Below are 19,452 nucleotides of genomic sequence, written 5' to 3' on the forward strand. Positions count from 1 at the left end.
GTCCGGGGAGCGGGCGGCGGTCGAGCGGCGCCATCTGACGTACTACCGCGAGCTGGCCCGACGCACCGACCCCGAACTGCGCGGTGCCGGACAGGTCCCCGCGATCGCCCTCCTCGAGCGGGAGCACGACAACCTCCGCGGTGCGCTGCGAACGGCCCTCGCACTCGGTGACGAACACGAGGTGCTCTGCCTCGTCCACTCCCTGAGCTGGTTCTGGCAGCTGCGCAATCACCACTCCGACGCCCGGACCTGGGCCGTGGAGGCCTGCCGCCTCGGCCCCGACCCCTTCGGGGAACCCGTCCTCGCCGCCGGGCCGCTCACCGGGCGGTGCGTGGACGTTCCTCCGCCGTGGACCGGCGAGCGTCTCCACGAGGCCCGGCGCGGCGGTCACCTCTACGCGGTCGCGACCCAGGGAGGCCGGGGCGCCACCGCCCTCGAGCACCCGGAGACCCGCGCCCGGCTCACCCGCCTCGTCTCGGCGTACCGCCCCGGCCTTCCCCAGACCTGCCGACAGCCGGGGACGATGTGGTACTACGCCCGCCTGATGAACGGGGAGTTCACCCGTCTCGACGAGGCCCTCACGGCCATCGTCGACGCCTGCCGGGTGCATGCCCCCGGCTGGGACCTGGCTTTCGCCCTTCTCGTCCGGGCCAAACTCGCCGGCCACGGCCCCGAGGACGCGGCCGAGGGGCTCGCGCTCTTCGAGGCGGCCGGCGACCCCTGGGGCATCGCGGAATGCCTCGCGGCCCGGGGTGAGGCCTATGAGCGTGCGGGCCGGCTCGCCGAGGCCGCCGCCGACTTCGAGCGGGCCTCGGACGCCGCCGCCCGTGTCGGCGCCCGCTCGCAGGTGCCCCTCTACACCGCGCGCCTCGCGGCCGTACGGCTCCGGCTCCGCCCCGAAGGCGACCCGGCGGCCGAACAGCTCCTGGCCGAAGCCGCCGAGGAGGCGGGGGAGTGGGGCGCCGAGGCGGCCGGCTCCGCGCGGTTGCTGCTCGCCCAGCACTACGGGCACACCGGGCGCACCGGCCTCGCCCGTGCTCAGCTCTCCCGTCTCGAGGGCGAGTTCGGAGATGTGACCCCGGCACTGTTCTGGGGCCTCGCGGGCGGGACGTGGGCCTGGCTCGACTGCCTGGACGGTGCGTACGACCGGGCGGTGGGGCGGCTGGCCCGGGCCGTCGCGGACGTCGAGACCCTCGCCCACATGGTCGCCCCGTACCTGGTCGCCGCCCAGTTCGCGACGGCCGCCTGGGCCCTCGGCGGGCGGGGCGGGGCAGGTGACGCCGTGGCCGGGACCCGGCTCCTCGGCGCGTACGACGCCCACGCGGGATCCGACGGGGGCGGCGGCTTCCGTCCGTTCACCCGCGATACGGAGGACCGGATCAGAGCGCGAGCCGAGGAAGCCCTGCGCAAGCACCTGGCCCCGGAGACGTACGCCCGCCACCACGCGGAGGGTGCCGGGCTCACGCTTCACGCGGCGGCGGCGCTCGTCCGCGACCCGGGAGGGGCTCCGGACGACGTCTGATCCGTCGGGAGCGGTCAGCCGAGCCGGCGGTGCCGGCGGGCCTTCCCCTGCCGGCCGGTTCCCTGTCCGCCGCCCGCCTCACGCCCCGTTCAGCCGGCCGCCAGGCGTTCCCGTGCCTCCGCGAGATCCTCGGTCGTCGGCGCGTCGTCCTGGGTGAGGCGGCGGCGCCAGTACCCGGTGAAGTGCACCGCCTGCCGGTCGACGCCGCGCTCTTCCACGAGGTGGCGCCGGAGAGCCCGGACGGCCGAGGCCTCGCCCGCCAGCCAGACGTACGGCCGTCCGTCCGGCAGCGGGTCGGCCCGCACGACCTCGACGGCCGAGGTGTCGCCGTACAGCGGGCGTACGGTCAGCTGCCCGGCCGTGGGCAGGGGCTGCACCTCGGCCGCGTCCGGGACGTGGACGTAGGCGACGGCCCGTTGCCCGGGCGGCAGCGCGGCCACGACGGTGGCGAGTGCGGGCAGGGCGCAGGCGTCGGCGTACAGGAGCGTCCAGTCGCCGGAGCCCGGGTCGACCGGCGTCGCGAAGACGGCGGACGGGCCGAACATGCCGACCGCGTCCCCGGGCCGCGCGGACCGCGCCCAGCGGGTCGCGGGCCCCTCGCCGTCGGGGTCTCCCGCGCCCCCGTGGAGGAAGAAGTCGATGTCGACGGTCCCGGCGGCCGGATCGTGAGCCCGAAGGGTGTAGCTCCGCATCCACGGCCGCGTGGCCTCGGGGAGTGCCGAGTACGACGCGTACCAGCGCATCACGTCCCCGTCGGGGCCGGGGGCGGGCAGAACGGGCTCGGTCTGCCCCGAACGGGGGAAGTACAGCTTCACCTGCTGGTCGGGCCCGGCGGTCGTGAAGCCTTCGAGATCGGATCCGCCGAGAGTGACGCGCCGCATGCGGGGGGTGATGAGGCGGTTGGCGACCACCCGGAGGAGCCGCAGGGGCAGGGGCAGGGGCGCGGGTGCGTGTGCGGGCTCGGACCGTGGCGAGGGCTGGGGCATCGGGGCTCCTGGTGTCGGGCGGGGGTGTCCTCCCACCCTCCCGGGCCCCGTCGACACCGGACCGACACCGCGTCGACACGGGGCGGAGCGCGGAGCGGGGCACGGCGGGCCGTGGCCCGACGCGCCGCCCGGATGCGCTCGGCGTGGCCGGACACGAGAATGGCCAGTGCCGGAAGAACACGTAGGAGGCGGCATGAACGCTGAGCCCGACAAGACGTCCCTGGGGGACTTCCCGACGCCCGACCGGCTGCTGCACGCCGGTTCGGAGGGCGAATTCACGCCGGAGGACCTGGTTCTCGCCTCCGGCCGTGACGTGAATCCGAAGACCCTCGCCTGGGCGGAACGCCGTATGGCGGAAAAGGGTCGTGCCTCCATGGACGAGCTCCTGCCGTAGGCCGGCCCGGCCAAGACACCGGTCGGCTTCGGCCCGACGGCATCGGCCCGATCCTCGGAATCCTCTCCTCGACACCTCGAAGTATCGAGCCACCTCGAAGTGACCGCAGTACCTCGTCGGCCCCGGTCGGTCGTACCGACCGGGGCCGACGGACGTCCGGAACCGAGGCACCCGCCCCGACTCGGCCCGCCCCGAGACTTCCGCATTTATGGAACACGTTCTACCGTGGCCGCCGTCGCGCGTCGCACCGCACCGAGGACGCCGCAGGACCGCCGCCACGGGAGGCCCCCATGCACCTCGAGTACACGCCCGCCCAGAACCGCCTGCGCGCCGAACTGCGCGCGTACTTCGCCGAGCTGGTCCCGGAGGACGTCCACACCCGCTACGCGGACCCGGCCGCGCAGAAGCGGTTCTACCGGGAGACCGTGCGGCGGCTCGGCGGCGACGGCTGGCTCGGGGTCGGATGGCCGACCGAGTTCGGGGGGCGGGGGCTCACCCCGATGGAACAGTTCATCTTCTTCGACGAGGCGGCGCAGGCGGGTGTGCCCCTGCCGCTGATGGCGCTGAACACGGTCGGACCGACGATCATGCGCTTCGGCACCGACGAGCAGAAGGCGTACTTCCTGCCGCGGATCCTCTCCGGCGAGATCGACTTCGCCATCGGCTACAGCGAGCCGGACGCGGGCACCGACCTGGCGGCCCTGAAGACCCGCGCGGTACGGGACGGGGACGAGACCACCGGTACGTACACGGTGAACGGCCAGAAGATCTGGACGACGAACGGCGACACCGCCGACTGGGTCTGGCTCGCGGTCCGCACGGCCACGCCCGAGGAGGGCGTACCGCTCCACAAGGGCATCACGATGCTGCTGGTCCCGACGAGCGACCCCGGCTACTCCTGCACGATCATCAACACCCTGGCCTCGCACGACACGACCGCCAGTTACTACGACAACGTCCGGGTACCGGCCTCGCGCCGGGTCGGCGAGGAGAACAAGGGCTGGCGCCTGATCACCAACCAGCTCAACCACGAACGCGTCACCCTGGCCGCCCACGGCACGATGGCGATCCGGGCGCTCCACGACGTACAGCGCTGGGCCGCCGCCACCCCGCTCGCCGACGGCCGCCGCGTCATCGACCTGCCCTGGGTACGCCGCACCCTGGCCCGCACCCACGCCCGGCTCGACGCGATGAAACTCCTCAACTGGCAGATGGTGAACGCCGTCCAGCACGGCACCCTCACCCCGCAGGACGCCTCGGCCGTCAAGGTCTACGGCTCCGAGGCCCGCCGCGACGCCTATGCGGCCCTCATGGAGGTCGTCGCCGCGGCGGGAGCCCTCAAGGAGGGCTCGGCGGGCACGGTCCTCCACGGCGAACTGGAGCGCGGCTACCGCTCGGCCGTCATCTTCACGTTCGGCGGCGGCAACAACGAGATCCAGCGCGAGATCATCTCCTGGATCGGCCTGGGCATGCCCCGGGTCCGCCGCTAGGGCGTGGCGTGTCCGTGAAGTCGATCGGTCGTTGCTCCGTTCGGGGGGCGTCGACATGAACTGACGGATGAGTCGTGGGCGTTGATCGCTCCGTTGCCGGCGCCGGCCGGATGGGCCGGCCGGCGCGGGGCCGGCGCCAGGACCGGCTGCCGGCCCACGTCCGGCAGTACTTTGACGCCGACGGGACGACGCCGCCCGGCGCGCGCTCGGACCCGATGTCATCCGGACGGGATCACCTACCGGCGCAGTGGGCACAGTCGTGACCAGAGCCAGGAAGGTGGGGCTGTGTCGAGCCCGTCGACCGGCGCAGGTTCACGACCTGCGTGGAGCGGCTCCAAGATGGCTACGGGTTTCAGCCGTCCGGCCCGGCGTTCGTGCCGGCGGGCGCCGTGGCGGTCACGTCCCGAAGCGGTGGCGGCGTGGTGGGACCTTCGGCTCTCGCGGCCGTGACAGAGTCGGTGAGGTCTTGAAGCGGCGGGGGAGAGGAGCCTCATGTCGCAGCACGCCCGATCCGGCGATCCGGGGTGGCGCCGGTGGGTACCTGGAGCGCCGGGCATCGCTGCCCTCGCCCGCTACGAGCGCTCCTGGCTGCGCGGCGATCTGCTGGCGGGAGTGACCGTCGTGGCATATCTCGTGCCACAGGTCATGGCATACGCGACCGTGGCGGGGCTGCCGCCCGTCGCCGGGCTGTGGGCGATTCTGCCCGCGCTGGTGCTGTACGCGCTGCTCGGCTCGTCGCGGCTGTTGTCGGTCGGGCCGGAGTCGACGACCGCGCTGATGACCGCCACCGTCGTCGCGCCGCTCGCCGCCGGGGACCCTGGGCGATACGCCGTCCTGGCGGCCGCGCTGGCGGTCGCCGTCGGGCTGCTGTGCCTGGTGGCATGGGCGGCCAGGCTCGGCTTCCTCGCCGACCTCCTCTCACGGCCGGTCCTGGTCGGCTATCTCGCGGGTGTGGCACTGATCATGATCGTGGATCAGCTGCCGAAGACGACGGGCGTGAGCCCCACCGGTTCAGGCTTCTTTCCGCAGCTGGTGTCCTTCGCACGGAACCTGCCCGAGGTCCAACCGGCCACCATCGCCCTCGCAGGCACCGCCCTCTTTCTCCTCTGCGCCCTTCCGCTCTTCCTGCACGCGGTGCCTGGGCCACTGGTGGTGGTCGGGCTCGGAACCGTGGCAGTGGCGGCGTTCGGCCTGGACGATCACGGCATCGCCGTGATCGGAGCGGTGCCGGCGGGGCTGCCCCATCCGGCACTGCCGGACTTCGACGAGCTGTCCCGTCTGATGGTTCCGGCGCTCGGGATCCTCCTCGTCGGCTACACGGATGTCATCCTCACCGCGCGTGCCTTCGCCGCCGGCGACGAGGTCGGGCGTCTGGACGCCAACCAGGAGTTGCTGGCCCTGGGTGCCGTGAACCTCGGCGCGGGCCTCCTGAGCGGGTTCCCGGTGAGCAGCAGTGCCAGCCGCACGGCGCTGGCGGACTCCACCGGCGCGCGAAGCCAGGTGTACTCGCTGACCGCCGGCGCGGCCGTTCTCGCCGTACTGCTGTTCCTCAGCCCGCTGCTGAGCCTGACCCCGGTCGCCGTGCTGGGCGCCCTGGTCATCTATGCCGCCGTCAAGATGATCGACCTGGCGGGCTTCCGGCGGCTGGCCTCTTTCCGTCTCAGAGAACTCCTGCTGGCCGTCGGCTGTCTGTGCGGCGTGCTGTCCCTGGACATTCTGTACGGGGTGCTGGTGGCGGTCGGTCTGTCGGTGGCCGAGCTTCTGACTCGGGTGGCGCGCCCGCACGATGCCGTCCAGGGGCTGGTGCCCGGCGTGGCCGGCATGCACGACGTCGACGACTATCCGGAGGCTCGCACCATTCCTGGGCTGCTTGTCTACCGATACGACTCGCCCCTGTTCTTCGCCAACGCGGAGAACTTCCGGCGCCGCGCACTGGCCGCCGTCGCGGAGCAGTCCGGGCCCGTCCACTGGTTCGTGCTCAATACCGAGGCCAATGTGGAGGTGGACATCACCGCACTGGACTCCGTCGATGAGCTGCGTCGCGAACTGTCCGGGCGCGGCATCGTGTTCGCCCTGGCGCGTGTGAAGCAGGACCTGCTCGACGACCTCGACGCCTACGGGCTGACCGATTCGGTCGGTGCCGATCTGATCTTCCCCACACTGCCCACGGCGGTGGCCGCGTACGGGGACTGGCACCGCACCCGCGACGACGGTTCTCCTGAGTAGGAACCTCGTTGTGGTGTAGGAGAGTTGCCGATTCCGGGAGGAGGTCCGCCGCTCGGTGGAGCCGCTCGGACGCCGAGGAGGGATGGGCAGGCGCGTTCCGCTCGGACGGGGTGCCCTTCATTCGGTGACGCGGACCGCGAGCGCCGGGCGGATGGCGGCGGCTCGGCGGGCCGGTCCGATCGTGGCGAGGAGCGACGCGGCGAAGGTGGCTGCGGCCAGGGCGCAGATACTCGTCCATTCGACCGGGAAACCTCCTTCGAGGCCTTCGAAAGCTGCGCTGTTGCTGTACATCAGCCAGGTGGTGAGGACGCCCAGCAGTGACCCGAGGACGATTCCCTCCACGGCGATGAAGGAGCTCTCCCACAGGAAGGACCGTTGGACCGTCCGTGCCCGGAAGCCGAGGGCCCGCAGGATGCCGATCGTGCGGCGGCGTTCGCGCACGGCCCGGACCATGACGACGCCGAGGCCGGTGATGCCCACGCCGAGGCCCAGGGCGAGGAAGCCCTGCATGAGTTGGAAGAAGGCGGTGCTGGAGTCGAACTGGCGGCGGATGTCCGACTCGATCGGCGTGGCCACCAGGCTGGCCGAGAGCTGCTCGCCCTGCAGTTGGGTCGCCAGGGCGTCGGGCGGGGTTCCGGGGCTGGTTCTCACCAGCGCGGAGGCGTTCTGTGCCTGGGGGCCGAAGAGCTCGCGCGTCGCCTTCTCGCTCGCCACGACGGGGTAGGTGGTCGAACTGGCGCCGGTGCCCGGGTAGAAGACCAGTCCGTTGCTGAGCACGCCGGCGATGACCTTCTGTTCGCTGCGGCCCGTACGCGTGTCCGTCAGGGTGAGGGTGTCCCCGGGGTCGTAGTAGTCGCCGGCCGGGCCGCCGGTGCTGCCGAAGAAGCCGTCGAGCACGACGTAGCGGGGGTCGGAGGCGAGGGCCTGCCACACGGCGGCGTCGTTGTTCAGGCCGGGCAGACGTTCCCGGAACGTGATTCCGGTGATCGCTTCGTCGGGCACGCCGACGACGGCGGCGTCCAGCGGTCGAGGGCTGCGGTGTCCCGGATCGGTGGCCCGCCCCGTGGCGTTGAGCAGCGGTGTCACGGCGGCGATCCCGGCGGCCGACGGGCCGCCGCGGAGATCGGAGAGGAGCCGGTCGCCGGCGACCTGTGGGTTGTAGTCCAGTCGCAGGGAGTATCCGGCGGTGGCATCGGAGACGACTCCGTCGACGCCGGCGCGGATGATGCCCGAGATCTCCGTCAGGAGGACGAGGACGAAGACGATGAGGGTGTACATCACCAGCGTCGCTCCTGTCCTGAAGCGTTTGGCCAGCGGATACGCGACGGCGAGCCGCGCCGCCAGGCCGCCCTCCGTCGGGCGCTGGAGGAGTCGTCGTACGGGGCGTAGCAACGTCTTCTGGTTGTTGCTGACGAGCACCACGGCGGAGAAGGCGGCCAAGGCACCCTGGATGACGTACACGGACATCGAGGGGGTGTCGAAGATCCGGGGGCGGATGACAGGTGCCAGCAGCGTCCAGGCGAGGACAGCTCCCGCGACCAGGGTGGTCGCCGTGTGACGAGGGAGGACACGCAGCAGAGCAGGAGTGGCGAAGGCGAGTGCGAGTGCCGGCATGAGGTAGGTCGCGTCGGGTTGGCTGCGCGCCACGGCCGGGACGGCCACGAGCGCGCACAGGACGGCCAGGGCTGTGGAGACCGCGAGGAGACGGCGGCGTGTGCCCCGGCCGGGCGTGGCGGGGAGGTCGCGGATCGCGGCGATGATGTTGAACCTGCTGATGCGCACGCTCGTCGCCAGGATCGCGGCGAAGGCGATGAGCAGCCCCATGGCCAGTCCGTTGAGGACGCTGGTGGGGGTGAGGGCGAACACGATGCGGAGGCTACTTCCGCCGACCGACCAGCCCTGGAAGATCTGCGCCGCCACCACGGCGACGCCCCAGCCGACGGCAACCCCGAGCGCCACTCCCGGCAGCGCGGACAACAGCGCGTAAGTGGCCCCTTCGAGAGTGAACGACCCGACAAGGCGCGAGCGCTTCATCCCCACGGCTCGCACCATGCCCATCTGCGACTTCCGCTCCTCGCCGAGCATCACGAAGATGTTCACCAGGAGCAGCGCGCCGGCGATGATGCTGAAACTGCCGATCATGAGGAACAGGGCTCCGAGGGAGTCCCCGGCCTGCTTGGCGTCGCGGAGGACCGTCTGCTTCGGCGTCTCGATCGCTGTCTGCCCGGCGAGCGGGCCCAATGCCTGCCGAATGTCGGTGGTCACCCGGTCGGTGAGGGCCTCGCCGCTCTCGACGCCGCCGCGGTTGGACACGAAGGTGACCGAGCGCGGCTCCGCACCGGCGGCCCGGGCTGCGGAGTCCAAGGCTCCCGGTGGCAGGAACACGTCGCGGTTCAGCCTGCCGCCCAGGCCCACTCCGGCCAGACCCCGCTCCGGCACCACACGCTCGACCTCGTACGTCTGGGGTGTCCCGAACAGGTACACCGTGACCGGATCCCCGGCGCCCACGCTCAGGGACTGGGCCAGCGGCTCGTTGACCACGACCTGGCCGGGCTTCGGGTTCGCCCCACCGAGACCGGAGTCTCCACCCGGCGCGCCGAAGCGTGCGGCCTTGTCGAAGTCCATCTGCCAGGCCAGGACGCGCGGTTCCGCGGCCGTGCGGTCGTCGGCGGTGCTGACGGCCGATGCCTGGGTGGCCCGGGCGTTCAGGACGCCGTCGACGTCGGGATCGCCCGCCAGGTCGGCCAGTCGTTCGGTGACGGCGCGCGCGGTCGGTCCGGGGGGTGCGACGACGCGCTCGTCCACCGGTCCCAGGGTCCGGTACGCCTCCTGGCGCACGGAGAAGTTCAGGGTGTCGCCGACGACCAGGGCCCCGATGACGATGGCCGTTCCGAGCATCGAACCGCCGATCACCAGCGCGGCCTCGGTGCGCCGGCGGGCGACCTGCCGGAAGGCCAGCCGCCGTGACACCGGCTGCCGGACGGCGACCACGACCAGGGCCGCGAGGGCGAGCACCAGGGCGGTGAGCAGCGGGACGAGGAGGTTCGGATACATGGTCAGCCCAACGGTGCGTCGCGGATCGGGACCGGGTCCGTGACGGTCTGGCGGACGTCGTCGACCAGCTGCCCGTCGCGCATCCGGATCAGTCGGGGCACGCGGGCGCCGATGGCGCTGTCGTGGGTGACCAGGACGATGGTCTGGTCCTCGTCCCGGTTGAGTTCGCACAGCAGGTCCATGACCTGGCCGGCCATCGAGCTGTCGAGGTTCCCGGTGGGCTCGTCCGCCCACACGATGGCGGGCCGCCCGGCGAGGGCGCGTGCGATGGTCACCCGCTGTTGTTCACCGCCGGACATCTCGCTCGGCCGGTGCTCGACCCGGTGGCCGAGGCCCACCCGGTCGAGTATCTCCAGAGCCCTGCGACGCGCTTCACGCGGACGCGTGCCCACGAGCAACAGGGGCAGTTCGACGTTCTCCACCGCGGAGAAGACCGGTATGAGGTTGAACGCCTGGAAGACGAACCCCATGGTGTGGGCCCGGTGTTCCGTGCGCGCCGCGTCCGACATCGCGAACAGGTCGTGGCCGTCGACCTCCACCCGGCCGGCGTCGATGTCGTCGAGACCGGACAGGCAGTTCAGGAGCGTGGTCTTTCCGGAGCCGGACGGGCCCATGACCGCCACCATCTCCCCGTGGCGCACGACGAGATCCAGGTCGATCAGGGCGGCGACTTCGACGGAGCCCGTCCGGTAGATCTTGCGTACCCCGCCGGCGACGAGGAGTGGGCGGTCGGCGTTCATGTCTTCCATACCAGCCCCCGGAGAGAACCGGTGGCTACGGCCACCCAGGCCCCGAATCGGGCCGAACGGCCCAATCGCCGGGTATCCGGGAAGCCTGCACAGGTGGTCTTCGCAGCCGCGATCAGGCGTCCGCGGTCGCCCGGGCGTGTCGCCGGACAGCGGTGGTGGCCAGGGTGCCCGCGCCGGTCGCGGTGACGGCGAGGAGGACGAATCCCCACGGACTCGCCCACGTGTCGGCAGCCACCTGTCTACCGCCCGGCGAAGAACCGGACGAGGATTATCCGTTGGTGCTCGTCACCGGGCGCCGATGGGCCCGCTACAACTCCGGGAGCATGCCCCGGCGAGGCGGCAACCTTCTTCTCGACGCCTCCGACCGTCTGGACCCTGCACCCGGAGGACGCCGCCCGGTTCGGTATCGGGGACGGCACCCCGGTCACCGTCGAGAGCCGTCACGGACGGGCGCGACTCGTCGCCCACGTCGGAACGGAATTCGCTCCCGGGCAGGTCTTCTGCGCGTTCCACTTCCCGGTCAGCGGCGTCAACTCCCTCACCTCGGAGCACGCCGACACCGTGACCTCGTGTCCGGAGTACAAGGTCACGGCGGTTCGGCTGCGTCCGGCGGTGTCGGACGACTGAGCGGTACCGGGTTCAGGCGTGGGGCACGAGGGCCACGGGAACCGGGCTGTGGTGCAGCACCGCATGGGCCACGCTGCCGATGTGCGCCCCCAGCTTCGAGTGGCGGGTACGCCGGCCCACGACCACGAGGGAGGCCTCCCGGGCGACCGCCACCAGTTCGAGTCCGGCCGATCCGACTGCCACGCGGGCGACCGCATCGACGTCGGGACACTTCGCCCGCCAGGGCTCCAGCATGTCCTCCAGCGAACGCTTGATCTCCGGAACCATGGAGAGCCTGAAGTCCGGGACCATCGCGGGCCCCATGCCCGCGTGCAGCGGGAGCTGCTGTACGTAGACGACGAGGACCTGGGTGTGCCGTCGCGCCGCTTCCTCGAAGGCGAAGCCCAGCACGGAGTCCACGGGCTGCCGCACGTCGGCCCCGACCACGACGGGTCCCCGTGGAGCGGTTGCGGCGCTGACGGCCCGTACGAGCACGACGGGACGCTCGACGACACCGGCGACCGTCAGGCCGACCGACCCGAGCAGGTATCCGGCCACGCTGCCCAGCGCCCGTGAGCCGAGGACGAGCAGATCGCTCTCCTCGGCCGCGGCGACGAGACCCGGAACGGGCCCCGAGGGCAGCGCCTGCGAGGTCACCGACACGCCGGGATGGCGCTCACGCAGTTCACCGGCGGTGCGCGCCATCATCTCCCTGGCCCACGGCTCCTCGGACTCCCACTTCAGGAGCGATAGAGCGGCCTCCGGTACCGGTTCCGCCGCGTGCACCAGATGCACGTCCGTGCCGCGCAGCAGCGCCTCCTCGGCCGCCCACTCCGCGGCTGCCTTTGCCTGTTCCGTGCCGTCCAGGCCGACCACGATGCTCCGCGTCATGATCGTCCACCTCCTCGTTCGGTGTCGTCGACGTCGTACGTGAGACGGGTGCCGGAGACGGAGACCACGCCGTCCACCGTGGAGCACATGCGCTCGATCGCGGTCGACATGCCGCGGAAGGGCAACCTCCCACGCAGCTCCACCCGCCCGTCGTGCACCTCGACGGCAAGGGCGGCCGGTTCGAGACGCAGGGTGTCACCGAGCACGTCCCCGACGATCTCCCGACGGATGTCGTCATCCTCGCGGAGGAAGATGCCCAAAAGGTCACGCCGGCTCACGATGCCCAGCAGGTGGTCGTCGCCGTCGACGACGACGAGCCGTTTCACCCTCTGGACCTCCATCAGCCGTGCCGCCTCGGTCACGGTCCACTCCGGGCGGGCGCACACCGCGGGGGCGGACATCAGCTCTTCGGCCCGCGTTCCCTCGGCCTTCGCCCGCTCCCATGTCTCCAGGTCCGGCACGGCCGGCATGCCACTCGGTGTGGCTGCCTGGTCGGCGGTCTTGCGCAGCAGATCACCCTCCGAGACCACCCCGACGACCCGGCCGTCGCCGTCCATCACGGGTACAGCGGTCACCTGGTGCTGCGAGAGCGTACGGACGATCTCCTTGAACGGTGTGTCACCGCGCACGCTCACCACCTCACGGGTCATCAGCTGGTCGATCCTGCGGTGGCGCATCTCCCTCTCCTTCCTCGCGCGGACGCACCGGCATCGGTCACCAGGCGATCGGCGCAGCCGTCCCAGGTGTCGAGGGCCGGAAATGATGGCGCCGGTCTCGGTCTGCCACCAGGTGTCGTGGACCGGAAGCCCGAGTGCCTCCCGGCCCCAGCGCACCCCCAGTGCACGGCCTCGGGATTGAGCGGCTCTCCGACGCTCGCGACGAACCGTTCGATCGATTCGTGTCGGCCAGGACGTCGTGCTCGATCTCGTCACGGATCGCGGTGTCACTGCGCAGGAAGGGCCGCGACAGGTCGCTACGGCTGATGATCCCGACGAGCCGACCGGTCTCGTCGGTCACGGGCAGTCTCTTCACAGCTTTGCGCTGCATCGTCCGGGCCGTCTCGACGAGGTTCCAGTTCGCCCGAGCCGTGACGGCCAGCGAGGTCATCAGCTGGGCAGCCGTCTCCGCATCGGGCAGCCCTCGCTCCTGGGACAGCAGCCGGACGCCCGCCCGACGGCCCTCCAGGCCGGGGAGCTCAGCGCTCGACCGCAGAAGGTCGGCCTCCGAGACCACACCGAGCAGCCGCCGGTCGGCGTCGACGACCGGGACCGCCGAGCCGTCGTGGTCGGCGAAGAGCCGGGCGATCTCCTTGAACGGGGTCTCGGGGGCTGCGGTGACCACGTCGGGGGGCATCACCTCGAAAACCGTACGGTGCTTCATGACGGTTCTCCTTCGCGTGACGAGGCCGCCCCAGATCTCACTCTGCTGTGCGAAGCACACCCGGGGCAGTGCCGAACGGTCCCCGTCCGGGACCGTTGGCCCCTATGGAGGTCGGCCGGCCGGGACGCACGGTGGAGAAGGCGGGAGAGCCCGTCTCGGGAGGACCGTGACCGGGCGATCGTGCCAGGAGGCGAGAACCATGACTGCGACCGGAGAACGGCAGGGCCGGGAGAAGCCTCGCGCCTGGTTGTGGGCTCGCGTCGGCGACCGGCTGATCGTGGGCGGTGCCACGGTCGGTGACGAGGGACGTGACGGTGAGATCGTCGGACTGCACCATCCGGACGGCACTCCGCCCTTCGACGTCCGATGGTCGGACACGGGCCGGGTCACCCTGGTGTTCCCCGGCCCCGACGCACGGGTCCAGCACTTCCCGCCGCACGGCACGAGAGAGGCCCGAGCCGTGAAGACCGCTACGCGGTCGTGAACTCCGCCGCCTCGGACACCACGCCGACCACTCGCCCCTCGGCCGGCCAGAGCGGCGGAGGACAAGGGCCGAAAGGGGCGCGTCGGGACCCGGGCAGCCCTGGCACGGCCCGTCTCCCGATGCTTTCCTGACGGTGAGGAAGGGACCGCCAGAGGGACGCGGGGAAGCGGCTCCGAGCCGCGCACTACGCGATCAGGATGCGCGAGCCGAGGATGGCCCCCTCCTCCCGTCGTGTCTCCACGTCGCCGCCACACCTGGTCCGAGTGGGCCGCGCACGGGACCGACCGGCCCTACCCAGCACGTCCGGACGGCTGCGAGCGTGGTGGCAAGCCACCTCACGACCCGGAAGGCGGTGGGCACGATGGAATCGCCCCTGGTGGTAGGAGTGGTGGGCGTCGACGGGTCCGACGCCAGTCTCACGGCCGTGGACTGGGCCGTCGACGAAGCGGTACGGCACGCGGTCCCCCTCCGTATCGTCCATGCGTCGATGTGGGAACGGTACGAGGGAGTCGTGCCGCCCTGGAGCGCGGACCGACCCTCGGGCCAGATCCTCGCCGAGAACATCGCCGCCATCGCGGCCGAACGCGCCCGGCGCCGCGCACCCGACCTCCCGGTCACCACGGACGTCCTCGCCGAGGACGCGTCCACCGCGCTGCTCAGGGAGGGCCGAGAGGGCGCACTCCTCGTCGTCGGGTCACGGGGGCGCAGCGAGTTCGCCGACCTCCTGCTCGGATCCGTCGGTCTCGTCGTGGCCGCCCGAGCTCATTGCCCGGTCGTCGTCGTCAGAGGAGACCGGCACGCCCTGGAGGCACGCCACGGGCGCGTCCTGCTCGGCATCGGAGAGCGCGACGTGGACTCGCCGGCGGTGCGGTTCGCCTTCCGCGAGACGGCTGTCCGCGACGCGGAACTCGACGTCGTCCGCGCCTGGCGACGGCAGGCCCATGAACCGGCCGACAACCTGCTGATGAGACGCGCCGGGGCGGCCTACTTCACGGAAGGGGCCTCCGAACTGCTCGACAAGGCCCTTGAGGCCGCGGCGTCCGAACATCCCCGGGTGCGCCTGCGCAGGAGCACCGTCGAGGGCCCCGCCCACAGAGTGCTGACCGAGCGCTCCGCCGCCGCCGACCTGCTGGTCGTGGGCGCCGGACGCCGGGGCGGGCTCGTCGGCCTGGAGCTCGGCAGGGTCGCCCACCGTGCCTTGCACCACGCCTCGTGTCCGGTCGCCGTCGTTCCTCAGCGGGCTCCGGCGACCGCGGAAGGAGACCGGTGACGAACACGGCCGGTGACCCGTGTCCTTCGCATGCCACGAGCGACCTCGGCCGCCGCGTCCCGCAACAGGCCCTCGGCCCGCTCGGCCAAGGTGCGGGTGTGCGGTGCGGGCAACTCCGGGGTGTTCGGCCACTCCTCCACGTGCACCAGCCGGAGGGGCACTTCGCGCAACACCGCTTCCGTCGCCGCCCAAGCCGCGGCGGCGAGGCTTTCCTCCGAGCCGTCCAGACCGACGGTGACCTGGGCTGTCATGGCCGTCCTCCTCAGTCGTGTCCGCTTCGTTCCGGCCGTGGGCCGGATCGAGCAGTGCACTCAGCACCAAGGCTGGTATCTCCGTTCTCCCCGCAGCAGGGCCGGGCAGGTCGCGATCAGGGCCGAACGGCCCATCCCGCGGAGGCCCGCCACGATGCCAGTCTGGGAGATGTCGCCCCTCGGGACGCGCTCCCGAGCCTCGGGTCCACCCCGGAGGAGGAGCCATGACAAGTGAGACCCCCGCCCGACCGGAGCTCGGCATTGTCGTCGTGGGAGTCGACGGATCCCCCTCCGCGCGCACAGCCGTGCTCTGGGCCGCCGCCGAGGCGGACCGACGGGGGCGGGCGCTGCATCTCGTCCACGCCGCCGACACCGACCGGCGGGCCCTCTTCGCCAATGCCGACACGATCCAGGCGGTGCGTGAAGCGGGTCGTGACCTGCTGACCGAGACCGCGCGTGCGGTCCGTGACCGCTTTCCGGACCTTGCCGTCACGAAGGAGCTGAACCGTCAGGAGCCGGTCGCCGGTCTTCGTGCGGCCGCCGGCCACCGGGGCACGATCGTGGTGGGGAACCGGGGGCTCGGCGGATTCTCCGCACTCATGCTCGGATCCATCGGTCTGGGTGTGGCGGCCCGCGCCGAAGTTCCCGTGATCGTGGTGCGTGGGGACGGTGACCGTCCCGCGTCGGGCTCCGTGACAGCGGCCGTGCACGGTGCTTCGGATCTGGGCTGGCTGCTCCTCGCGGCCGCCGAGGCCGACGCCCGCAAGGCGGCGTTGCGGCTGGTGAGCGTGTGGAACGTACTCACCCACGTCGGCAGCGTCGCGACCATGCTGGACGACCTCGACGGGATCGCGCGGCAACGCGTGCAGGAGATCAAGTCGCTCGCCGACCTCGTGCGTGAGTTCTATCCCCAGTTGATCGTCAGCCATCACGTCGAGACGGGCACGAGCACGCCCGGGATCCTGGTGGAGGCCAGTGCCCACACCGATCTGCTGGTGGTGGGCAGAGAACACCGCGCCCTGGGCGCAGGCCCGTCCCTGGGGCGCGTCGCCCACGTCCTGCTCCACCACGCCCAATGCCCGGTGGAGATCGTCCCACCAGCCTTCGCCACCCGGGTCGAGGAGACGTGAGCGAGATACTGCTCGGAGTCGACCCCGGGGAGCAGTCGGTCCCCGCTCTCGTATGGGCCGCCGACGAGGCCGTACGAAGAGGGCTGGCGCTCCGGCTGGTCGTTGCCGTACCACCCGCCCACAACGGTCTCCGGTACGACGCACTCGCCCGCCAGAGAGCCCTGAGCATCCGCGCGCAGTCGGCGATCACCAACGCCGAGGACCTCGTCCGAGAACTGCACCACGGCCTGAGGATCGCTACGGAACGGGTGAACGGTGTGCCGGCGACCGTGCTGCGTGACATGGCGCAGCACGCCGCACTCGTCGTCGTGGGCTCGCGTCGTCTCGGCAGGGTGACCGAGACCTTCAGCGAGAGCTCCGTGGTCGTCCCCCTCGTGGCGCGGGCCGACGGCCCCGTCGTCGTGGTCCGGGCGCCCGAGCACACCGCCGTGCACCCACCGACCGTCGTCGTCGGCGTGGACGGAAGCGAGTCCTCGCGGGCCGCGGTCGCCTTCGCCGTCGAGGAGGCGAGCCTCCGCGAGGCACGGCTGCGGGCCGTATGGGTCTGGCCCCGGTCCGTCCTCGCCCACGACGACGGTGAGGAGGGCCTGGCCGAGCGGCGTCGTCTGCTCGCCGAATCGGTGGCGGGCTGGGCGGAGAGGTATCCGGACGTCGCTATCTCCGAAGAGGTCCTGCGGGGACACCCGGTCGAACAACTCGCCCTGGCGTCCCAGGAATCCCTCTCTCTCGTGATCGGTCGCAGAGGCCGTGGCGGCTACTCCGGCATGCGCTTGGGTTCGACGGTGCACGGCCTGCTGCACCGTGCCCCGTGTCCGGTGATCACCGTCCCCCTCCCGCAACGCGAGCGCCGGACCGGCGACCCGGCATGGACCGACCGGCCCCGGTCCGGCACGGCCGACCGGCCCGTGCCCGCTGCCCCGATCCACCGCCGAAGCGTACGAGGAGCTGCTCGGCTCAGGCCTCCGCCGTCGAGTGGAAGCACAGATCGACCGACCGCATGAGGGAGCTCCGCTCGACGAGGTGGGGGCGGCCGTCCGTGCCCTGTTCCTCGCGGAGCCGCTGCCCACCCTCCTGCGGAACGCGGTGCCGGCAGCATACGAGCGGCCGGCCCAGGAGATCGGCCGGCAGTCGCCCGAGGTGGCGGTGCGGAGCAGCGCGACCGCGGAGGACCGGCACCCGCGGCGTGGTGCCATGGGCCGGTCGGTCCCCTCCCGGTGCGGCCCGTTCGGCCCCGTCGGACAGCCCCGTTGGGCACTGCGTCACGCGACCTCGTGGGTGGAAGAGTGGGTTGTGGAGTCGGACCGAGCTCCGCAACCCGATCCGCCGCCTGTCCGCACCGACTCGGGTCCACGGCGACCGTCCTGGGCCCCGTACATGAGGAGCAGAGCAATGGCCGGAGGCAAGGTGGAACGCAGGCACAGCCGCTTCCCCGATTTCAACGACTGGTTCGACAGGGAGTTCCCGGGGCTGCCCGGGTGGCGCCCTGCGACGGCCGCCCACTCCATTCCTGTGGAGGTGACCAGTGGTGACGGCGTGTACGTGCTGCGGGCCGAGCTGCCGGGGATGGACCCCGACGACGACATCGGCATCACCGTCGACGACAACCTCATCACGGTGACCGCGGAGCACGGCGAGAGCGAACAGGACAAGGAGCATTCGGAGTTCCGCTACGGATCGTTCCGCAGGACCGTGCGCCTCCCGGCCACGATCCCCGCCGACGGTGTCGAGGCGTCGTACGCGGACGGCATTCTCACCGTGCGCGTCCCGATGCCCGACGAGGAGACCACCTCCGTCCGGACCATTCCGGTGAAGCGGATCGACAAGCCGGACGAGGGAGCGGCGTGATGAACACCAAGCGTGTCCTGGTCGCGTACGGCAGCAAGGCCGGTGCGACTGCCGGCATCGCCGAGGAGATCGGCAGGGCGCTCCGGGACGACGGCTTCGACGCTGTCGTCCTGCCGGCCGACACCGTCACCGACGTGAGCGGTTACGACGGCGTCGTCCTCGGCGGAGCCCTCTACGCCGGGCACTGGACCGGCAAGGCCCGGCGCTGCGCCCGGCGCAACGCCGAACAGCTCAGGCACCGGCCGCTGTGGCTCTTCAGCAGCGGCCCGGTCGACACGTCCGCGGACGAGCACGACATCCCGCCCGTACGTGGAGTCGCCCGGCGGATGAAGAAGCTCGGTGCCCGCGAGCACATGACCTTCGGCGGGGCCATGACCGCCGAGACGTCGGACCCGGTCGCCCGGCACATGGTGAGCGGGGGCAAGGGCGGCGACTTCCGCAATCCGGAACGCATCCAGGCGTGGGCCCACCACATCGGAACGGAACTCGGCGCCAACCATTGAATCGGGCCTCTGACAGGCCGGCCCACCCCGACGGGAGGTGCGGCATGCTCCACCACGAGCCGCCGGGGAGCGGGACCGCCCCGCTCGGGAGACCCGCGAGGCGCGCCGCTCCGGTCTTCGTGCTGATGATCGCTCTGATCTGCGGTGCTGTGGCTGCCGGGAGGCTGTGGACGGCAGGGGCCAAGTCCGACCGAGAACGTGCCGTCCACAGTCATCGGGTGACCGCGACGACCACAGGGCCGGCCAAGGCCCCACCCGTCGCCACGAGGTTCGGCTCCACACCGCAGGCCGTCGCGCCGGCTGTGTGGGAGCAGCCCGAGCACGTCCGTCGGTCCGGCACCGTCAACGTTCCGTCGCAGACACCCAAGGGCCGCGCTGTGACGATCCGGGTGGACGACGCAGGAGCCCCGACCCCGCCTCCGGGCAGTGCCGCGGACCGCGCCTTCACCTCCCTCTCCGGCGGAACGGCAGCGGCGGGTGTGGTCGGAGTGACGGGCACCGCCGTGGTCTTCCTCGTACGGCGGCGGGCCGAAGGCCAACGGCTCGCGGCCTGGGAACGCGAGTGGGAGCAGGTGGAACCCGTATGGTCCGGGAGACTCCGTCGCGGCAGCGGTGCGGGGGACGGCGGTGACTGAGCATGCCGGCGGCCGCGCAACCACGCACCGGACCGC

General features: G+C 71.8%; 18 protein-coding genes and 3 pseudogenes. 13 read left to right on the plus strand and 8 right to left on the minus strand.

Annotated elements, in window-relative coordinates:
• Window positions 1-1,522 (plus strand): annotated as a pseudogene (locus IE311_RS20080) (AfsR family transcriptional regulator); the annotation flags it as partial.
• 89 nt (window positions 1,523-1,611) lie between these two features.
• On the opposite strand, the gene IE311_RS20085 reads toward IE311_RS20080, so the two are convergent.
• Window positions 1,612-2,508: a siderophore-interacting protein gene (locus IE311_RS20085; RefSeq protein WP_189833127.1), complete on the minus strand. Its 897-nt coding sequence runs from the start codon at window positions 2,506-2,508 to the stop codon at window positions 1,612-1,614.
• 193 nt (window positions 2,509-2,701) lie between these two features.
• Between IE311_RS20085 and IE311_RS20090 the strand changes: the two genes are divergently transcribed.
• From IE311_RS20090 to IE311_RS20100, 3 genes are all read left to right on the plus strand, one after another.
• Window positions 2,702-2,902 (plus strand): hypothetical protein, encoded by a 201-nt coding sequence (locus IE311_RS20090; RefSeq protein ID WP_189833128.1) that lies wholly within the window; start codon window positions 2,702-2,704, stop codon window positions 2,900-2,902.
• 290 nt (window positions 2,903-3,192) lie between these two features.
• Window positions 3,193-4,392, plus strand: coding sequence for an acyl-CoA dehydrogenase family protein (locus tag IE311_RS20095; protein WP_189833129.1), 1,200 nt, complete (start codon window positions 3,193-3,195; stop codon window positions 4,390-4,392).
• Window positions 4,393-4,884: 492 nt separating this feature from the next.
• The gene (locus tag IE311_RS20100; protein WP_189833130.1) at window positions 4,885-6,618 is read left to right on the plus strand and encodes a SulP family inorganic anion transporter; all 1,734 of its coding nucleotides are present in this window, start codon (window positions 4,885-4,887) and stop codon (window positions 6,616-6,618) included.
• A gap of 117 nt (window positions 6,619-6,735) precedes the next feature.
• On the opposite strand, the gene IE311_RS20105 is transcribed toward IE311_RS20100, so the two are convergent.
• The 3 genes from IE311_RS20105 to IE311_RS37100 all read right to left on the minus strand — a co-directional run bounded on the left by IE311_RS20105 (window position 6,736) and on the right by IE311_RS37100 (window position 10,656).
• The gene (locus tag IE311_RS20105; protein ID WP_189833131.1) at window positions 6,736-9,672 is read right to left on the minus strand and encodes an ABC transporter permease; all 2,937 of its coding nucleotides are present in this window, start codon (window positions 9,670-9,672) and stop codon (window positions 6,736-6,738) included.
• A gap of 2 nt (window positions 9,673-9,674) precedes the next feature.
• The gene (locus IE311_RS20110) at window positions 9,675-10,412 is read right to left on the minus strand and encodes an ABC transporter ATP-binding protein (protein WP_189833132.1); all 738 of its coding nucleotides are present in this window, start codon (window positions 10,410-10,412) and stop codon (window positions 9,675-9,677) included.
• A 121-nt stretch (window positions 10,413-10,533) separates the two neighbouring features.
• On the minus strand, window positions 10,534-10,656 hold the full coding sequence (locus IE311_RS37100; RefSeq protein WP_268257199.1) for a hypothetical protein: 123 nt from the start codon (window positions 10,654-10,656) through the stop codon (window positions 10,534-10,536).
• Window positions 10,657-10,826: 170 nt separating this feature from the next.
• Between IE311_RS37100 and IE311_RS36765 the strand changes: the two genes are divergently transcribed.
• The gene (locus IE311_RS36765; protein ID WP_229902053.1) at window positions 10,827-11,048 is read left to right on the plus strand and encodes a molybdopterin dinucleotide binding domain-containing protein; all 222 of its coding nucleotides are present in this window, start codon (window positions 10,827-10,829) and stop codon (window positions 11,046-11,048) included.
• Between the two features lie 12 nt (window positions 11,049-11,060).
• On the opposite strand, the gene IE311_RS20120 is transcribed toward IE311_RS36765, so the two are convergent.
• The 3 genes from IE311_RS20120 to IE311_RS20130 are packed head-to-tail and all read right to left on the minus strand — an operon-like array spanning window position 11,061 to window position 13,298.
• Window positions 11,061-11,918, minus strand: a complete 858-nt coding sequence (locus tag IE311_RS20120; RefSeq protein ID WP_189833133.1) for a universal stress protein — start codon at window positions 11,916-11,918, stop codon at window positions 11,061-11,063.
• Entirely contained in the window at window positions 11,915-12,595 is a 681-nt protein-coding gene (locus IE311_RS20125) for a CBS domain-containing protein (protein ID WP_189833134.1), read from the minus strand. The genes IE311_RS20120 and IE311_RS20125 overlap by 4 nt, the downstream gene beginning before the upstream one ends.
• Window positions 12,596-12,632: 37 nt before the next feature.
• Complete coding sequence (locus IE311_RS20130; protein WP_229902039.1) at window positions 12,633-13,298, minus strand: CBS domain-containing protein; 666 nt, start codon at window positions 13,296-13,298, stop codon at window positions 12,633-12,635.
• A gap of 247 nt (window positions 13,299-13,545) precedes the next feature.
• On the opposite strand from IE311_RS20130, the pseudogene IE311_RS37450 reads away from it, so the two are divergent.
• Window positions 13,546-13,725, plus strand: a pseudogene (locus IE311_RS37450) (DUF1918 domain-containing protein); the annotation flags it as partial.
• A 418-nt stretch (window positions 13,726-14,143) separates the two neighbouring features.
• Window positions 14,144-15,052, plus strand: a complete 909-nt coding sequence (locus tag IE311_RS20140) for a universal stress protein (protein ID WP_189833136.1) — start codon at window positions 14,144-14,146, stop codon at window positions 15,050-15,052.
• On the opposite strand, the gene IE311_RS20145 is transcribed toward IE311_RS20140, so the two are convergent.
• Window positions 15,016-15,303 (minus strand): universal stress protein, encoded by a 288-nt coding sequence (locus tag IE311_RS20145; RefSeq protein WP_189833137.1) that lies wholly within the window; start codon window positions 15,301-15,303, stop codon window positions 15,016-15,018. The two genes, IE311_RS20140 and IE311_RS20145, sit on opposite strands and share 37 nt — an antisense overlap.
• Window positions 15,304-15,527: 224 nt before the next feature.
• Between IE311_RS20145 and IE311_RS20150 the strand changes: the two genes are divergently transcribed.
• The 6 genes and pseudogenes from IE311_RS20150 to IE311_RS20175 all read left to right on the plus strand — a co-directional run bounded on the left by IE311_RS20150 (window position 15,528) and on the right by IE311_RS20175 (window position 19,416).
• A complete protein-coding gene (locus IE311_RS20150; protein ID WP_189833138.1) occupies window positions 15,528-16,433 on the plus strand; it encodes a universal stress protein in 906 nt (301 codons plus the stop codon).
• Window positions 16,430-17,434, plus strand: a complete 1,005-nt coding sequence (locus IE311_RS20155; protein ID WP_229902040.1) for a universal stress protein — start codon at window positions 16,430-16,432, stop codon at window positions 17,432-17,434. The genes IE311_RS20150 and IE311_RS20155 overlap by 4 nt, the downstream gene beginning before the upstream one ends.
• Window positions 17,406-17,549: pseudogene (locus IE311_RS36775) on the plus strand (hypothetical protein); the annotation flags it as partial. The gene IE311_RS20155 and the pseudogene IE311_RS36775, both read left to right, overlap by 29 nt.
• A 273-nt stretch (window positions 17,550-17,822) precedes the next feature.
• Window positions 17,823-18,278 carry an Hsp20/alpha crystallin family protein gene (locus tag IE311_RS20165; RefSeq protein WP_189833140.1) on the plus strand — a complete coding sequence of 152 codons (456 nt, stop codon included), beginning with the start codon at window positions 17,823-17,825 and terminating at the stop codon, window positions 18,276-18,278.
• A complete protein-coding gene (locus tag IE311_RS20170) occupies window positions 18,278-18,781 on the plus strand; it encodes a flavodoxin domain-containing protein (protein WP_189833141.1) in 504 nt (167 codons plus the stop codon). Before IE311_RS20165 ends, IE311_RS20170 begins: the two co-directional genes overlap by 1 nt.
• Before the next feature lie 44 nt (window positions 18,782-18,825).
• Window positions 18,826-19,416, plus strand: coding sequence for an Rv1733c family protein (locus IE311_RS20175; RefSeq protein ID WP_457853426.1), 591 nt, complete (start codon window positions 18,826-18,828; stop codon window positions 19,414-19,416).
• Window positions 19,417-19,452 lie beyond the last annotated feature (36 nt).

The sequence above is a fragment of the Streptomyces zaomyceticus genome (genome assembly GCF_014656215.1).
Lineage (GTDB): Bacteria > Actinomycetota > Actinomycetes > Streptomycetales > Streptomycetaceae > Streptomyces > Streptomyces zaomyceticus.

Bases quoted from the DNA above. Each gene is read 5' to 3' on its own strand.
- IE311_RS20085 (WP_189833127.1), bottom strand. From the start codon at position 2,508: ATGCCCCAGCCCTCGCCACGGTCCGAGCCCGCACACGCACCCGCGCCC.
- IE311_RS20090 (WP_189833128.1), top strand. From the start codon at position 2,702: ATGAACGCTGAGCCCGACAAGACGTCCCTGGGGGACTTCCCGACGCCC.
- IE311_RS20095 (WP_189833129.1), top strand. From the start codon at position 3,193: ATGCACCTCGAGTACACGCCCGCCCAGAACCGCCTGCGCGCCGAACTG.
- IE311_RS20100 (WP_189833130.1), top strand. From the start codon at position 4,885: ATGTCGCAGCACGCCCGATCCGGCGATCCGGGGTGGCGCCGGTGGGTA.
- IE311_RS20105 (WP_189833131.1), bottom strand. From the start codon at position 9,672: ATGTATCCGAACCTCCTCGTCCCGCTGCTCACCGCCCTGGTGCTCGCC.
- IE311_RS20110 (WP_189833132.1), bottom strand. From the start codon at position 10,412: ATGAACGCCGACCGCCCACTCCTCGTCGCCGGCGGGGTACGCAAGATC.
- IE311_RS20120 (WP_189833133.1), bottom strand. From the start codon at position 11,918: ATGACGCGGAGCATCGTGGTCGGCCTGGACGGCACGGAACAGGCAAAG.
- IE311_RS20125 (WP_189833134.1), bottom strand. From the start codon at position 12,595: ATGCGCCACCGCAGGATCGACCAGCTGATGACCCGTGAGGTGGTGAGC.
- IE311_RS20130 (WP_229902039.1), bottom strand. From the start codon at position 13,298: ATGAAGCACCGTACGGTTTTCGAGGTGATGCCCCCCGACGTGGTCACC.
- IE311_RS20140 (WP_189833136.1), top strand. From the start codon at position 14,144: ATGGAATCGCCCCTGGTGGTAGGAGTGGTGGGCGTCGACGGGTCCGAC.
- IE311_RS20145 (WP_189833137.1), bottom strand. From the start codon at position 15,303: ATGACAGCCCAGGTCACCGTCGGTCTGGACGGCTCGGAGGAAAGCCTC.
- IE311_RS20150 (WP_189833138.1), top strand. From the start codon at position 15,528: ATGACAAGTGAGACCCCCGCCCGACCGGAGCTCGGCATTGTCGTCGTG.
- IE311_RS20165 (WP_189833140.1), top strand. From the start codon at position 17,823: ATGGCCGGAGGCAAGGTGGAACGCAGGCACAGCCGCTTCCCCGATTTC.
- IE311_RS20170 (WP_189833141.1), top strand. From the start codon at position 18,278: ATGAACACCAAGCGTGTCCTGGTCGCGTACGGCAGCAAGGCCGGTGCG.
- IE311_RS20175 (WP_457853426.1), top strand. From the start codon at position 18,826: ATGCTCCACCACGAGCCGCCGGGGAGCGGGACCGCCCCGCTCGGGAGA.